Genomic DNA, 15,283 nt, shown 5'->3' with positions numbered 1-15,283 from the left:
CAGCCATAATCTCCCTATGTCCTCCTCGATCCGCGCCGCCGAGTCCACGCTGCGCCGTTGGCGACCGGGCCCGGGGGTGTCGACGCTGACCGCGCTCGTGTTCATCGTGTCGTCTACGTTGCAGATCGCCGGCGTCCCGTTCACCTCGAGTTTCGGCACGCGGACCCGCTTCGACATGGACGTCTACCGTCTCGGCGGGCAACTGTGGCATCAGGGTTTCAGCCTGTACGCCGACGGTTCGTTGCCGTTCACCGAGGACGGGATCTGGCTTCCGTTCACGTACCCGCCGTTCGCGGCCCTGCTTTTCACTCCGCTCGGCGCGATGTCGCTGGCGGTGACGAGCATCGGCGTCTCCGTGGTGACCGTGCTCCTGCTCGTGTATGTGACCAAGGTGACGTTCGACGTCCTCGGGGTGGGCGATCGTGCCAACCGGTGGCAGACCGCGTTGCTGCTGTCGGCGGCGACCGTGTGGTTCAACCCGTTCGGCATGACCCTGGGATTCGGGCAGATCAACCTGGTCCTGATGGCGGTGATCGTGGTCGACGTCTTCGTCATGGGCCGCAGACCCGGCCCGTCGACGGCGCTGCAGGGTGTCCTGACAGGTCTGGCCGCCGCAGTGAAGTTGACGCCGCTCGTGTTCCTCGGCGTGTTCTTGATGGCCGGGCGGATCCGGGCGGTCGTGGCCGGTGTCGTGGCGTTCGTCGGTGCCGCTCTCATCGCGTGGGTGTGGATTCCCGACGACTCGAAGACCTACTGGACCGACACGGTGTTCCACACGGGGCGCATCGGTGAACCCGAAGGCCGCATCAATCAAAACCTGAATGCGCTGTGGTTGCGCCTATTCGACGATGGAGGGTCGACGGCGTCGGTGCTCTGGGTGCTCTCCAGCCTGTTGGTGACGGTGCCTGCGGTCTTCGCTGTGCTCGCGGCACGTCCGCGGGAGGCTTTCGCCCCGGGCCCGACCGGCGGCCGGGTGAACGCGATGGTCGTCACGTGTGCGATCGCGGTGTGGGGACTGCTCGTCTCCCCGACCACCTGGGCCCATCACTGGGTCTGGTGTGTGCCGGCGATCGTGACTGCTCTGGTCTTCGTGTCCCGCGCCGACTCACCGCGTGTACGTGCGGTGTACGGCTCGTTGGCCGCAGTGGGAACGGTGATCTTCGCGATGGGACCGTTCCAACTGCTGCCGCCGATCCAGGACGGTTGGTCCTGGTGGCAGCACATCGTCGGAAACGCGTACCCTCTCTGGGGCATCGCGCTGCTCGTCGCCTTCTGGCGCCTTCCGTACCGACCGACGCGCTGATCTGAAGGCCGACGGCCCAGGGCGATCAGGCGGCGGGTTCGCCGCCGTCCATCAGCTCTTCGGCCTTCTTGTACGTGCCGTCGGAGTTCTTGAGCTTCTGGGCGTACACGTCGACGTACTGCTGACCGGTCAGACGCATGAGCGCGTACATGATCTCGTCGGTCACGGCACGCTCGATGAAGCGATTGCCGGCCATGCCCTCGTAGCGTGAGAAGTCGAGGGGTTCGCCGACTCGAACAGTGATCCGGGTGGGCCGGGGAAGAATCGTCCCGGGCGGATTGATCCGCTCGGTGCCGATCATCGCCACGGGGATGACGGGCTTTCCGGTCTCCAGCGCCATGCGGGCGAGTCCCGTCTTGCCCTTGTAGAGGCGACCGTCGGGTGAGCGTGTCCCCTCCGGGTACAGGCACAGCAGACCGCCTGCGTCGAGCACACGCTTGCCCGCGCTCAGAGCACCTGCCGCCGCACTCGCCCCCGACCGATCGATCGGAATCTGACCGGACGAGCTGAAGAACCACTTCTTGAACTTGCCCTTGAATCCGCCCTCGGTGAAGTACTCCGACTTCGCGAGGAAGAAGATGCGACGACGCACCATCAGCGGAAGGTAGAAGCTGTCGACGACTGCGAGGTGGTTCGACGCGATCAGGGCGGCGCCCGACTTCGGGATGTTGTCATGCCCCTCGATCGTCGGGCGTCCCATGAGCCGCAGTCCGGGGCCCATGAGGATGTACTTGAAGATGAAGTACCACATGCTCGCGTCCAGTCCCTTCTCACGACGGCCGGTCGGCTCGTCGGTGCGTCGCCTTACTCTACTGGCTCGTGCGGAGTCCCTCGCGGGCCACTTGTGCGGCGCCGATCACTCCCGCCGACTCCCCCAGCTGAGTTCCGCGGATCCGGGCGAGCTGACGATGGCCCGCACCCGTCACCGACGCGGTGTACTGCTCGCGTGCGTCGTCGAGGAACAGGCCCGAGGCCGCCCCCACGCCGCCGGCCAGGACGATCAGGTCGGGGTCGAAAACATCGGCGATCATGCCCAGGCCCAGTCCCAGCCATCGTGCGAGGTCGGCGTAGGCGGCGAGGGCGACAGGGTCGCCGTCCGCGGCCGCCGCCGCGACGCGTCGCCCGGTGAGTGAGCCGGGGTCGGCATCCGACTCCGCGGCCAGCACACTTCGCGGGAATCGTTGTGATGCGAGGATCTCGACGGCCGTGTCGACGAGCGCCGTGCCGCTGCAGTAGCGCTCCCAGCAGCCCTTCTTGCCGCATCCGCACGGACGACCGTCGGGGACGACGGTGAGATGTCCGAGCTCCGGGGCCACACCGAAACTTCCCCGGTAGAGCTCTCCGCCGAGAATCAGACCCGCCCCGATCCCGGTGCCGATCGCCAGGACGAGAGTGTTGTGCCCCCGTGCCGCGGCGCCGAAGTGGAGTTCGGCGACGGCGGCCGCGTTGGCGTCGTGCTCGGCGAATACGGGCATGCCGATCCGCTCGGCCATGTCGGCTGCGACGTCCGCCTCGATCCACGGCAGGTGAGGAGCGAATCGGACGGTCTTGCGGTCCGGGGTCAAGAAGCCTGCGATGGCGAGGCCCACGGCCCCGACCGCCCACCGGTCGCGGAGTTCACCGACGAGCCGATCCAAGCAGTGTTCCAACGCGGAGGCTGTCGACGGGGTCGCGGTGCGCAGGGTGTCGAGCATTCGACCTGAGGAGTCGACGACGCAGGCCCGGACGCTGGTACCGCCGATGTCGATTCCGACGGTGAGGTCCGTTCCCGGGTACGGCGTCACGGTTTACGCTCCGGCCGAGATCCGGACCGGGATCGACTCGAAGCCGCTGCTCGGCGCCGATTGTCCGGCGGGTGCCGAGCGGAGCGTTTCGGCGATTGCTTCGAGGATCGCGATGAACGCGGAGAGGATTCGGGCGAGCAGGTCGCCGAGTTCGGTGAGCAACGTCCCCAATTCGGCGGCGAGTTCGGGAATGGGTCCCGGAACGACGCCGACTGCCGCGGCTGCCGCCGAATGTCCCCCGCCGATGATGGCTGCCAACTGATCGATGTTCGAGACCAGCCCGAGCAGCATGTCCTGCACCGGGTCGCCGCTCGCGGCGGTGCCGGCGCGGGTGTCGCGCTCGTCTGCAGGCATTGCTCGTGCACTCCTTCGGAGGTGTCGGACGCCTGGTTGCTCGGCGTAGGGCGTGTGTGCGGATTCTACCGGGCCAGGCGGGCGACCAGCGTGTCCGGTTACCTAGCGGGCCCGGATCCGCCGTCCCGCGCGGGCCACACCGCCGGGTCGGGCGAAAAGGTCACGGTGAGCAGTCCGGCATCCCAGCCGGCCCCGATGACTCGGCATCGTCGCAGGACAGAGGGCAGTCGGACGGGATGTCGGAAGCCGTCGATGGTGACCAGAAGGTCGTCACCCGATCTGCCGAGCTGCAGTTGGTCCGGCCGCGGCAGACCTTGCCTCCACGTGAGTTCGAACACAGTGTCCACACCCTCGCCGGACGCCTTGGTGACCGTGAGCGCCCCGCTGCCACGGGGTCGTCCGCTCGGCTTCTGCGCGTGCAGCGTGATCTTGCGGATGCGGGAGAGCCGGTCGAGAACTCCACCGGAGTCCACCTCGTGAACTGTCACCGCCCGGTCGCCGTCGACGAGCGAGCGGACATGCTCGGCGACCGACACCGTGGAGACCGCGGCCTCACCTGCGTTGACCAGGACAGATCGCAGTGGGAGTCCCGTCAGATCGGCTATCGCGAGTTGATCGGCAGCGGCGCGGCGTCCACGGTCGCCTGCGTCGAGGACCAGATGCGCCGACACCGAATGCGGATCGACGAGCAGTTCGGCGAGATCCTGGCAGTCACGGTCGATGCCTTCGACCGCGGCCGACAGTTGAGCGAGCGCAGGCTTTTCTGCCGCCTCGGCGAGACGTGCGTGACGCGGCCACAGACGTTCCACGGCCGTCGACAGGATGACGGGTGCACGCAGGAAGGCGTGCGGATCACCGACACCCGACAGGTCGACGACGACCCGACGCCACCGACCGCTGGTCGCAGCGTCCCGGATCTGCCGAAGCAACAGGAACTCCCCGATGCCGGGCAGTGCCACCATCTCGCCCGGAGCGACCGACGACAGCGTCCCGACGATCGGAAGGAACGCCCGGGCGGCGCTGACGGCCGTCAGGGCCGCCGTGAAGTCGGTCCAGGCCTGTTCGACGACGGCCAGCGGATCCAGATGCAGGAGATCGGTGTCGGCGGTGATCGCCACCGGCTCGCCTGGCACGCGGAACACCCCGAGGCGCTCGGGCAGGTACGACTGCCGGTCGACGGTGACCAGGAGGGTGTCGCGTTCGGCTCCGATGGGCAGCACTCCGCGATGCTCGTGCGTCGACGCGTCGACGGTCAGTGCGGCCGCCGCGGCCACCACGGACACGCCTGATCCGCCGGGTCCGAGCACCAGGTGGATGGGCGTCAGATCGATCAGCCTTCGACCCGCTTCTTGAGGTCGCTCAGCGCCGACGTCGTGATCGCCTTCTCCGCGCGTCGCTTGAGTTGACTGATCATCGGGATCTTGAGGTCGACGGTCAGCGTGTACGTGACCTTCGTCGACCCGGCCACCTGCTGCGCGAGCAGGTACTGGCCACGCTGGTCGCGCTGGAGATCACTGGAGACGAGCCGCCACGACACCGACGACCCGTCGTCGGCCCACTCGTAACGGAGTTCGTAAGTGTCGGCGAGGACTCCCGCGTCGAGGACGAAGCGCACGTGCACCCCGCGTCCGGCCGCGTCGCGCTCGAGGACGGTCACCTCGCGCGCGGCCCCGACCCACTCGGGATAGTTCTCGAAGTCGGCGATCACGGCCATCACCGCTGCGACGTCGGCCGCGATGATCGTGGACTGCTCGGTGCTGTCGGTCATGCGACGCTCCCGGCGGTGGCGGGTCCACCGATCTCTCGGCCTGCCTCGAGGAGTTGCTTGACCTCGAAAGCCATCACCTTGCCCGCGACACGTCGCAGACGGTTGAGTTCGGCGACCTCGGCGAGCCAGGCGTCGGGCTCGGTCGGCAGCGGCGCGACGGGTTCGGCATGGAGGTAGTAGTGCAGGACGAAGCCGTCCATGCACTTCTCGTTCCAGATCTCCATGGTCCCGGTCAGCGGGCCGGACACACGCCAGCGGACACCTTCGTCGCCGCGGTCCTCGGCGACCTCCAACGTCAGATCCGGCCACCACCGCCGCCACCTGGCTCGATCGCCGACAACGGCTCCGGCCAGGGACGGGGCGGCAGCGACGAATGCCTCGTCAGCCACCTGAATGCTCGTCACCGAACCAGCATCACATACGCACGTCGCACGACAAAAGCCGCCTGGCACCGCGAGGCCGCGTCAGCGGGGATAGAATTACCGACCAGACCAATGCGTCTTGTCACATAGTCCTGTTCTGAGAAGGTGTTTCTTGATGGCAGAGTGCCGCGTCCCCGCTGAATTCAACACTCCGAAGGAGCGGAACGCGTCCGACGTCCTCTTCGACATCGCAGCGGACACCCCCGCGAAGACCGTGTTCCGCGTCCAGCAGGGCACCGACTGGCTTCCGGTCTCCGCGGCCGACGCGGCCGACCGCGTCCGGTCGCTCGCCAAGGGCTTCATAGCCTCCGGCATCAAGCCGGGCGATCGCGTCGCCCTGCTGTCGTCCACCCGCATCGAGTGGACGCTCATCGACTTCGCGATCTGGTCGGCGGGCGCCGTCCCCGTCCCGATCTACGATTCCTCGTCCGGCCCGCAGATCGACTGGATCATGCGCGACTCGGCTGCCGTCGCGATCATCGCCGAGACACCGTCGCACCGCGCGACCGTCGACGCGGTCGAGTCGATCACCGACGCCGTCGCCGTCTATCAGATCGACGATGAGCCCGGCAAGGGCATCGTGGAACTGTTCGCCGAACTCGGCAAGGACGTGACCGACGCCGAACTCGACGAACGTCGTCGTCACCTCACGGCCGCCGATCCGGCGACGCTGATCTACACCTCCGGTACCACCGGACGCCCCAAGGGATGCATGCTGACGCACGCCAACATGCTCGGCGAGATCGGCGGTGTCCTGGAGACCCCGCTGAACACGCTCCTCGGCGACGGCAAGCGACTCCTCCTGTTCTTGCCGATGGCTCACGTGTTGGCGCGCGCGATCAATCTCGTCGCGATCGAGGCAGGAGTCGAGGTCGGCTACACCAACAACATCAAGGATCTGCTCCCGACGTTCGCCCAGTTCCGCCCGTCCCTGATCTTGTCGGTGCCGCGCGTGTTCGAGAAGGTCTTCAACTCGGCGCGCCAGGGGGCGCACGACGGAGGCAAGGGCAAGATCTTCGATCTCGCCGCCGACACCGCGGTGGAGTACTCGAAGGCGGTGCAGTCGGGCGACAAGCCGGGACTGATCCTGCGTGGCAAGCACGCACTGTTCGACAAACTCGTCTACGCGAAGTTGCGTGCCGCTCTCGGCAGCCAGTGCGAACTCGCGATCTCCGGCGGCGCACCACTCGGCCCCTACCTCGGCCACTTCTTCAGCGGCGTCGGCATCCCCGTGTACGAAGGGTACGGACTCACCGAGACCACCGCCGCCATCTGTGTGAACACCCCCGGTCAGGTCCGGGTCGGCACGGTTGGACGCCCGATCCCCGGCAACAGCGTCCGCATCGCCGAGGACGGCGAGATCCTGCTGTCCGGCGAGGTCGTCTTCGCGGGCTACTGGCAGAACGAGGAGGCCACCGCGAACGCCATCACCGACGGCTGGTTCCACACGGGGGACCTCGGCAGCCTCGACGCGGACGGTTACCTCCGCATCACCGGCCGCAAGAAGGAGATCATCGTGACAGCGGGCGGCAAGAACGTCTCCCCCGCCCCGATGGAAGACATCATGCGCACCCACGCGCTCGTGTCGCAGGCCATGGTCGTCGGCGATCAGCGCCCGTTCGTGTCGACACTGATCACAATCGACCCGGAGGCCTTCGAGGGCTGGAAGGCACGCAACGGCAAGGACGCCGGTGCGACCGTCGCCGACCTCGCCACCGATCCTGCGCTGTGCGCCGAGGTCCAGCAGGCCGTCGACCAGGCGAACGAGACGGTCTCGCACGCCGAGGCGATCAAGAAGTTCCGAATCCTCCCGTCGGACTTCACCGAGGAGACAGGTGAGCTCACCCCGACGCTCAAGGTGAAGCGCAACGTGGTCGCCGAGAAGTTCGCGGCCGACATCGAGGCGCTCTACAAGAAGTAGCTCGACGAATGATGCCCCGCGCACTCACGCAGTGTGCGGGGCATCGTCGTCTTCGTCAGTCTCGTCGAGGAAGCGTCGTTCGCCCGTGTCAGAGAAGACGCATGAGGCGGGCGGCTTGTTGCCGCCACTGCCAGTTGTCGACCGCCCAGGCCCGGCCCGCTCGCCCCATCGACTCTGCGAGCTGGGGGTCGGTCAGGATGTCGGTGATCGCGTCGGCGACACGATGTCGATCGCGACCGTCGACGACGGTCCCCGTCTCTCCTTCGCGAACCGTCTCGGGCGCCCCACCGGAATCGCCGGCGACAACCGGCACGCCGCTGGCCGACGCCTCGAGGAACACGATCCCGAGTCCCTCCACGTCGAGCCCGCGCCCCCTGGTGCGGGTCGGCATAGCGAACACGTCTGCCATCGCGTGATGCTTGGGGAGTTCGGCCGCCGGCACTGAACCGGTGAACATCACCGAATCGGTGACGCCGACCGAGACCGCGAGGTCTCGAAGACGATCGCCGTAGGGGCCGCCGCCGACGATGACGAGTCGAGCGTCGGGCACCGATTCGAGCACTCTCGGCCACGCTTCGATGAGGACGTCCTGCCCTTTCCGCGGGACTAGCCTCGACAGGCACAGGACGACAGGCGCGTCCCCGAGACCGTAGCGTTCCCGCAGTTCACGTCGGGACCCGGCGTCAGGCGCGAAACGGTCGACGTCGACGCCGCATGACACGTATTCGAGTGCGGCATTGCGCCCGAACGCCGAGGCGAATCTGCCTCGCGTGTACCGACTGACGTAAGTGACCACATCGGTGTTGTCGCCGATGTACCGCAGGATCTGCCGGGATCCCGGCAGCATCGACCAGCCCACTTCATGACCGTGTGTGCTCGCGACGACACGCTTGGCGCCTGCGCGGCGCATGTGCGGGCCGAGGACAGCCAACGGTGCGGCGGCGCCGAACCACACCGTGTGCACGTTGTTGTCGCGGACGAGTCGGGCGGCCTTCCGCGCGACGAAGGGCGTCGGGATCATCAGCGTGGTGCGGTGCCGGACGATCCGATACGGGGCGGCGGCGTCGTACGCTTCGCAGCCCTTCCACTTCGGCGCGTAGACGATCACGTCCTCCGGCGGCAAGAACCGCAAGAGGTTCTCCAGATACGACTGGATCCCGCCGGGTCGTGGCGGAAAGTCGTTGGTGACCAGCAGTGTCCGTTCCATCAGCGAACCTGCTCGCGCAGCCAACCTTGCCACTGCTTGACCAGCGCGGCCTTGTCTTTGCCGAGGGCTGAGGTGATCGCAGCGTCCTGGGTCGGCGAATCTCCACCCTTGGCGACACCCGTGTACAGGGCCTTCAGCTTCTCCTCGCCGTACTCGTCGGCGACGAACGCCGCGAACGACCAGGCGCTCTGATAGGCGACACGGGCGGCGTCGGTGTCTACTGCGAATGCGGAGTCGGCGGGCAGAGTCTTCGGGACGTCTCCCCCGGCGACGGCTGCGGCGAGGTCCGGTGCGGCGTCGACGAACTCGCGGTAGGTCCCGCGGCGTCCGACGTACTCCGGGACGCCTTCGGTGAGCCACAGCGGCGCGTTCTCAGCGGTGATCAGGCGCGTTGCGACATGCATCAACTCGTGACGCAACACCACCGTGAGGGCGGGTCCGGTCAGAGACGCGGCGCTGGGTGCGAGGACTATCCGCTGGCCGATCACCTTCTTCTCCGGTTTGTCTATGCGGGAGAACACTGTCGCCGCCGCCGCGGTCTTCGTGTCTGCCGACTCGGTACGGGTGAGGCCCGCGAACTCGGCCGGACTGCCGGTCGCTACGACTGCGGCGCGGCGCGGCCAGTCCTGACCCCAGAACTCGTCGACCGCGGTGACCGCGGCCGGCAGGATCTTGGTGGCCGCGGCGGTGGTCGCCTCTGTTCTCGGATACGACAGGACCGTCGAGGTTCCCCCGGCGGTCTTCACGTCGACGGCCGCCACCCCGCCGAACTCCCACGGACCGACTTCAGCGGGACCCGCCGATTTGATCGTCGTCGGAGTGGGATCGGGCGCGAGGCTGCCGTCTCCGACTACCTTCCAGTCGTCGTCGTAGCGGGCGAACGACATCGTCTCGGTGAGCGTGACGACGGGTTCGTCAAGACCCGGAGTGCGCGCACCGCCAAGGGCGTACGACAGCTCGACCGGGTTCACCCAGGTGTCGGTGCTCCCCTGCTGCTCCAGACGGGACACCCACTGCTCGCCGAGAAGCCGTTCGGCACCGGTGCTCGGGGCGAGCCGATACCCGAACGTCGAAGCGGCGAGGGGGCCTCCGCGCGACCCGCGGTCCTCTTTGGCCGCGAACGATGCAGCGATCGTGCGCATGCGGTCACGGAACGCCGCGGGCGCCGACTTGTCGATGAGGGCGTCGAGCCCGGCGATGTCTCCTGTTCGGAGCACGGACGACAACTGATCGAGCAGCGCCGTCACACCGTCGGACCGTTGCTGTTCAAACGGATTGAGCGGCGTCGTCGACACCGACCCGGACGGCGTCACCGAGTCGTCGGGTCCGTTCGAGCACGCCGTCAGCGCGCCGAAGGAGACGGCCGCGGCCACCAGTGCAGCGAGCGTGGCCCGCCCGCGGTGCGAGCTCACTCAGTACCGTCGCGCAGCGTTGTACGGTCCGGCCTTGTCGATCGGGACGACGGCCACGGGAACTCCGAACGTGGACGCGTGCACGACGAATCCGTCGCCGACGTACATGCCCACGTGAGAGGCACTCGAGTAGTAGATGATCAGGTCGCCGGGCTTGAGGTCCTTGCGCGCGACCGGGGTGCCGCCTGCGAGCTGCGCTTCGCTGGTACGCGGGATCGTCCGCTTAGCCTGCTTGTACGCCCAGAGCATCAGTCCGGAGCAGTCGAACTGGTGCGGGCCCACTGCGCCCCACACGTACGGATCGCCGATCCGGGAGATCGCGGCCTGGACGGCGATGAGTTCGGGGGACGTGCCCTTGGGGACGGCCCGCGCGTCGAATTCGTACCGCGGTCCGCGGAGTGCGGCGAGTTGCTTCCCTGTCAGCGACTTGTAGATCGCGCGGATCTGCACCGCTTCGAGCTGAAGGTCGGCCTGCTTGGCCTGGAGGTCGCCGCGATGACGTTCGGCCTCCGCGACGGCGGCGCGCGCCGTGGCGGCCGCTGCGTCGGCGTCCGACCGCGCCTGACGTGTCCGCTTGGCGACGTCTGTGGCCACGCGGAGATCGGTCGCCGCCTGCCGGGACATGATCTCCAGGCCCGACATGTTGTCGAGGAGGCTCTGCGGCGAATCGCTCACGAGCATGGCGTAGAGCCGATTGACGCGCGCACCGCGGTAGCTCGCGCGCGCGAGCGCGTCGACCTTGACCTGTGCGGCGTCCATCTCCTTCTGCATGGAGTCGAGCTTCTTCGTCGCCGCGGCCGATACGCGGCGTTCTCTGGCGACGGTCTTGCGCTGCTTGTTGTACTCGACCTGGGCCGAGTTCATCGACTCGGCGGTCCGCTCGGCGTCTTTCGACAGTTCGCGGTACCTGGTCAGGATCTGGTCGGCGCTGCGCACGGGATCCGCAATCGCCACCGGCGGTGCGGGCAGCAGAGCGGCGGTGGCGACGACGACACTCCCGAGCACGGCGGCACGTGTCGTCCGACGTCGCCGGTCACGGTTTATCTGATACACCACATGATCCTTCATACCGTTCGAGCGGGCCCGGTGCACACATGTGCACCTGACCCGCTCGGAACTTCAGTTCGTCGGCGTTGTCACGCTCAGTAGCGACGGATCGCTGCGAGGTTCCAGGCCTTGACCTTGGCGCGCTGAACCGGCACGCCTTCGGTGGACGAGTGGATGAAGACGCCGTTGCCCTCGTAGATGCCTGCGTGTCCGCCACCGTTGAAGATGAGGATGTCGCCGGGCTTCGCCTGAGCCAGCGATGCGACGGGGGTGCCGCCGCCCATCTGGCCGTAGCTGTCACGCGGGATGATCTTGCCTGCCTGCTTGAAGGCCCACGAGGTGAGTCCCGAGCAGTCGAAAGCGTTGGGGCCGGCAGCACCGTAGACGTAGGGCGAGCCGATCTTCGACGCAGCAGCCTTGACCGCCTTCTTGGCGCGGACTTCCTGCGGGGTGCCGAAGTTGCCGTCGAGCTTCGGAGCCTTCAGGTTGCCGGGAAGCAGGTTGTCCGGAACGTCGAACGTGCCGACGTTCGGGATCTTGAGCGGTGCGGCATCTGCCGGTGCGGCTGCCAGCGCAAGCGATCCGCCGAGGGCGATCGAGCCTGCGACTACAGCAGTCGTGGCGGCCTTGAAGGCGCCAGTCTGGGGCTTGTCCAAACGGTGTTTAGCCACTGAACTACGTACTCCTTGTTGTTTCTCCCTGACCGCTGACCGGGTTAGCTGTCGGGTTCGGGCCGGAAGAGATGGCCCTACGCGTTCTCGAACCTGGTGGGTTCGGACCGCGATTCACCCCAATTCTCTGCGGTGCGTCTGCACGCACCGCCTAGAAGGAAGTGGTTCCCCGGTTCGCTCCCGGAGGGCGGGAGCGATTAAGCGGTGACTTTCCAGCGGATGTCACTGGTGGGGGATCACCCTGATTGGAAAGTCTCGAAAAGATTACGAAACCCCGACACCGATGTCCACCAGCTCCGGCACAGATCCGACTCGGAGCGTTGTCAGACAGCTCGGAGCCATCCCGAGCCGGGCCCGCCGATCGTGCCCTGACCTGCACGAACATCGTCGAAAGCCGCATGTGCGGTTTGCGTCGAAATCATGTCTGTGGCGACGAACACATCAACCGCAGCAAACATTTCGCCTGACTCCCGATCTGTTACATACCCGCTGGTAACAGGGCTGAACAACACCTGCATCATGCAGTCGTCACACTCTCGGCTACGCGCCGGACATGTGGTGCAGTCGATCAACACTGTGATCCGCCTCTCATTCTGGGACAGGGGCGTGTTCACAGTCGTCGTCGGCGGTGTCCGACGCGACTTCTCTTGCCACGCAACTGTCGATGTGGTGTGGAGACTACGAGCGGCCTACGACAATTCGAGGCTGCGCCGACCACGACCGGGATTGTCGGGGGTGCGACGTAGCGTCCCGCCCATGACCACCGGCCAGCTGTCGTTCGCGGATATCGACCATGACGAGTTCGCCGACCGATCCCTGTTCGACACGACTCTTGTCGTGGTCGACCTCGAGACCACGGGCGGCAGTTCGGACACGGATGCGATCACCGAGATCGGTGCGGTCAAGATCCGGGGCGGAGAGGTGCTCGGCGAGTTCGCGACGCTCGTCGACCCCGGCCGAGAGATCCCGCCGCAGATCGTCGCGCTCACCGGCATCACCACCGCGATGACGTACGACGCTCCACCGATAGAAGAAGTGCTGCCCGCGTTCGCCGAGTTCGCCCGAGGATCGATCCTCGTCGCACACAACGCCCGGTTCGACACCGCGTTCCTGAGGAAGGCTGCCGCACGCATGAACCTGCCGTGGCCCTTCACGACCTCGTTGTGCACCGTCGCGATGGCACGCCGGATCCTCACTCGCGACGAGGCGCCGAGTGTGAAGCTGTCGGCTCTCGCCGACATCTTCAACGTGTCGGTGCGTCCCACCCACCGCGCCCTCGACGATGCCCGCGCCACCGTCGACGTGTTCCACCGGCTCCTCGAGCGAGTCGGCAACCGAGGGGTGCATACGTATCAAGACCTCGTCGACTATCTCCCGAAGGCGACGCCCGCGATGCGCGCCAAGCGGGGGCTCGCCGCGGGGCTTCCCCACGCACCGGGCGTGTACCTCTTCCGCGGCCCCGGCGACGAGGTGCTGTACGTCGGGACCGCCGTCGATCTCCGCCGCCGGGTCGGCCAGTACTTCTCCGGATCGGACTCGCGGGCTCGGATGACGGAGATGGTGGCCCTGGCGACACGCGTCGACCACGTGGTGTGCGCACACGGCCTCGAGGCGGGGGTCCGGGAACTGACGCTGCTCGCGGCGCACAAGCCCGCGTACAACCGCCGATCACGGAACCCGCATCGCGGCTGGTGGATCACGCTCACCAAGGAGCGTTTCCCTCGCCTGACCGTCGGACGGACGCCGTCTGCCGACTCGATCGGACCGATTGCGGGTCGAGCGAGCGCCGCCGACGTCGCCGACGTGATCAGTGCCGCAGCCGGGTTGCGCACGTGCACCCAGAACCTCAAACGCGCAGACCATCACTTCTGCCCCGGCGACGGGCCTGCGGACACGCGACCGGACCCGCTCGTCGCTCATCGACCGGATCTGTGCCATGCCGCGAGTGATCGTCCGCAGACACTCCCGGACTACCTGTGTCGAGCCGAGGCCGCGCGCGCCCTGATGGCGGGCGAGTCGGCCGAGTTGCTCGCCGATCTGCAGCGCAGACTCACGCGACTGTCCGAACTCCGACGATTCGAATCGGCCGCCCGGGCCCGAGACAGACTCGCGGCGACGATCGAAGCGTTGTCTCGCTGCCAACGCCTCGCAGCCGTGGCGGGGATCGCGGAACTGGTCGTCGCCCGACCTGACGACGCAGGAGGGTGGAACTTCAGCGTGATCCGCTACGGCAGGCTCGCCGGCGCCGCGCACGCGGCCCGTGGGGTGTCGCCGATGCCGATCGTCGAGACCATGCGAGCAAGTGCGTCCACCGTGCTCCCGCCGGCGGACGACGGTCCCCTGTCTGGCGCTCCCGCCGAGGAGGTCGCCCTCATCGAACGGTGGATGAACGAGACCGGCACTCGGCTGGTGTCGTCGACCGATCCGTTGTCGTCGCCGATCGGTTCGGCCCAACAGTGGTCTCATTTCGCCAGGTCCGCTCGGCTGGCCCGAGAGGGTGCGGACGTCGGCAGTCCGGCCGACGTTCGCGGTACTAAGGTGAAGCCATGATCACCGCCATCGTTCTCATCGGGGCCGACATCCATCAGATTCCGGAGACCGCTCAGGCGGTCGCGAACATTCCCGGCGTCACAGAGGTGTATTCGTGCGCAGGCGACGTCGATCTGATCGCGAAGGTGCGCGTCCGAAGCCACGACGAGATCGCGGATGTGGTGACGGCGAAGATCAACCGTCTGCCCGGTGTGGTGTCGAGTGCAACGCACATCGCGTTCCGCAGCTACGCGAGCGCGGAGGTCGACGGCGGCTTCTCCATCGGAGAGGCCTGAGCCTCACTCGGTGAGTGTGGCCGCCCAGTCGGCGACCCGCTGAGCGCTCTCTTCGTCGCTGAGGTCGACCGTGCGGGTCATCACCGACCACCTGATCCCGTACGGGTCGCGAATGCTGGCGTATCGGTCTCCCGACGCGAACTGGCTCGCGGGCTCGCGGATCACTGATCCTTCGGCGACCGCACGCTCGACGGTCTGGTCGACGTCGGTCACGTAGACGGCGAGCGTGAAACACGCGCCGTCGCCTGACGGACCCGCTACCAGGTGATACTCCGGGTTGACCTCACCGAGTTGGAGTCGACCGGCGCCGAAGTCGAGGTCTGCGTGCACCACCACACCCCCGTACTCGTTCGACGAGACGAGTGTTGCACCGAACACCCGTTGATAGAAGGTGATGGCCGATGCCGCACCGGTCACGGCGACGAACGGGGTCAACGAGGTGTACCCGTTCGGTCGACCGTCGACGGTGTGCTCGCCGGTCACGGCTGCGGTGGACTGGGACGTGAGGTTCTGCGTCATGCTGTCGACGCTACGAGCCGCGGGTGCCGCGCGGCTTGTCGATTCGCGAC

General features: G+C 67.2%; 15 protein-coding genes and 1 riboswitch. Of the genes, 4 read left to right on the top strand and 11 right to left on the bottom strand.

Translation table 11 applies throughout. The annotated features are described in order from the left end of the window. The first annotated feature begins 16 nt into the window (after positions 1-16). Complete coding sequence (locus tag WFK36_RS06240) at positions 17-1,303, top strand: glycosyltransferase 87 family protein (RefSeq protein WP_336790645.1); 1,287 nt, start codon at positions 17-19, stop codon at positions 1,301-1,303. A 25-nt stretch (positions 1,304-1,328) separates the two neighbouring features. Here the strand turns inward: WFK36_RS06240 and WFK36_RS06235 are convergent, their stop codons facing one another. The 6 genes from WFK36_RS06235 to WFK36_RS06210 all read right to left on the bottom strand — a co-directional run bounded on the left by WFK36_RS06235 (position 1,329) and on the right by WFK36_RS06210 (position 5,613). Continuing rightward, the gene (locus tag WFK36_RS06235; protein WP_336790643.1) at positions 1,329-2,054 is read right to left on the bottom strand and encodes a lysophospholipid acyltransferase family protein; all 726 of its coding nucleotides are present in this window, start codon (positions 2,052-2,054) and stop codon (positions 1,329-1,331) included. Between the two features lie 58 nt (positions 2,055-2,112). After that, positions 2,113-3,087, bottom strand: a complete 975-nt coding sequence (locus WFK36_RS06230) for an ROK family protein (protein WP_336790641.1) — start codon at positions 3,085-3,087, stop codon at positions 2,113-2,115. Between the two features lie 3 nt (positions 3,088-3,090). After that, the gene (locus tag WFK36_RS06225; protein ID WP_336790639.1) at positions 3,091-3,441 is read right to left on the bottom strand and encodes a hypothetical protein; all 351 of its coding nucleotides are present in this window, start codon (positions 3,439-3,441) and stop codon (positions 3,091-3,093) included. Between the two features lie 98 nt (positions 3,442-3,539). Further along, entirely contained in the window at positions 3,540-4,751 is a 1,212-nt protein-coding gene (locus tag WFK36_RS06220; protein WP_336790979.1) for an ArsA family ATPase, read from the bottom strand. A 20-nt stretch (positions 4,752-4,771) separates the two neighbouring features. Further along, positions 4,772-5,209, bottom strand: coding sequence for an SRPBCC family protein (locus WFK36_RS06215; RefSeq protein WP_008376788.1), 438 nt, complete (start codon positions 5,207-5,209; stop codon positions 4,772-4,774). Further along, positions 5,206-5,613 (bottom strand): hypothetical protein, encoded by a 408-nt coding sequence (locus WFK36_RS06210; protein ID WP_008376789.1) that lies wholly within the window; start codon positions 5,611-5,613, stop codon positions 5,206-5,208. Before WFK36_RS06210 ends, WFK36_RS06215 begins: the two co-directional genes overlap by 4 nt. A gap of 133 nt (positions 5,614-5,746) precedes the next feature. Here WFK36_RS06210 and WFK36_RS06205 point away from each other — a divergent pair, with 133 nt between their 5' ends. Next, positions 5,747-7,552, top strand: a complete 1,806-nt coding sequence (locus tag WFK36_RS06205; protein WP_336790636.1) for an AMP-dependent synthetase/ligase — start codon at positions 5,747-5,749, stop codon at positions 7,550-7,552. Between the two features lie 88 nt (positions 7,553-7,640). Here WFK36_RS06205 and WFK36_RS06200 read toward each other — a convergent pair whose 3' ends face one another. The 4 genes from WFK36_RS06200 to WFK36_RS06185 form a co-directional block, all read right to left on the bottom strand. Continuing rightward, positions 7,641-8,759, bottom strand: coding sequence for a glycosyltransferase family 4 protein (locus WFK36_RS06200; protein WP_008376791.1), 1,119 nt, complete (start codon positions 8,757-8,759; stop codon positions 7,641-7,643). After that, positions 8,759-10,171: a peptidase MA family metallohydrolase gene (locus WFK36_RS06195; RefSeq protein ID WP_336790634.1), complete on the bottom strand. Its 1,413-nt coding sequence runs from the start codon at positions 10,169-10,171 to the stop codon at positions 8,759-8,761. Before WFK36_RS06195 ends, WFK36_RS06200 begins: the two co-directional genes overlap by 1 nt. Continuing rightward, positions 10,172-11,239: a C40 family peptidase gene (locus WFK36_RS06190; protein WP_081604225.1), complete on the bottom strand. Its 1,068-nt coding sequence runs from the start codon at positions 11,237-11,239 to the stop codon at positions 10,172-10,174. A gap of 74 nt (positions 11,240-11,313) precedes the next feature. Next, positions 11,314-11,889, bottom strand: a complete 576-nt coding sequence (locus tag WFK36_RS06185) for an NlpC/P60 family protein (protein ID WP_008376794.1) — start codon at positions 11,887-11,889, stop codon at positions 11,314-11,316. A 19-nt stretch (positions 11,890-11,908) separates the two neighbouring features. Further along, a riboswitch (cyclic di-AMP (ydaO/yuaA leader) is annotated at positions 11,909-12,103 on the bottom strand. Positions 12,104-12,645: 542 nt separating this feature from the next. Here WFK36_RS06185 and WFK36_RS06180 point away from each other — a divergent pair. Together WFK36_RS06180 and WFK36_RS06175 are read left to right on the top strand one after the other, a co-directional pair. Then, positions 12,646-14,439 (top strand): DEDD exonuclease domain-containing protein, encoded by a 1,794-nt coding sequence (locus WFK36_RS06180; RefSeq protein WP_336790631.1) that lies wholly within the window; start codon positions 12,646-12,648, stop codon positions 14,437-14,439. Further along, on the top strand, positions 14,436-14,714 hold the full coding sequence (locus WFK36_RS06175) for an Lrp/AsnC family transcriptional regulator (RefSeq protein ID WP_008376797.1): 279 nt from the start codon (positions 14,436-14,438) through the stop codon (positions 14,712-14,714). Before WFK36_RS06180 ends, WFK36_RS06175 begins: the two co-directional genes overlap by 4 nt. Positions 14,715-14,717: 3 nt before the next feature. Here the strand turns inward: WFK36_RS06175 and WFK36_RS06170 are convergent, their stop codons facing one another. Continuing rightward, the gene (locus WFK36_RS06170) at positions 14,718-15,233 is read right to left on the bottom strand and encodes a VOC family protein (RefSeq protein WP_336790628.1); all 516 of its coding nucleotides are present in this window, start codon (positions 15,231-15,233) and stop codon (positions 14,718-14,720) included. Positions 15,234-15,283 lie beyond the last annotated feature (50 nt).

This window comes from Gordonia malaquae, assembly GCF_037148075.1.
Lineage (GTDB): Bacteria > Actinomycetota > Actinomycetes > Mycobacteriales > Mycobacteriaceae > Gordonia > Gordonia malaquae.
Note: the sequence above shows the minus strand (reverse complement) of the source record. Positions and strands in the feature narration are given on the sequence as shown.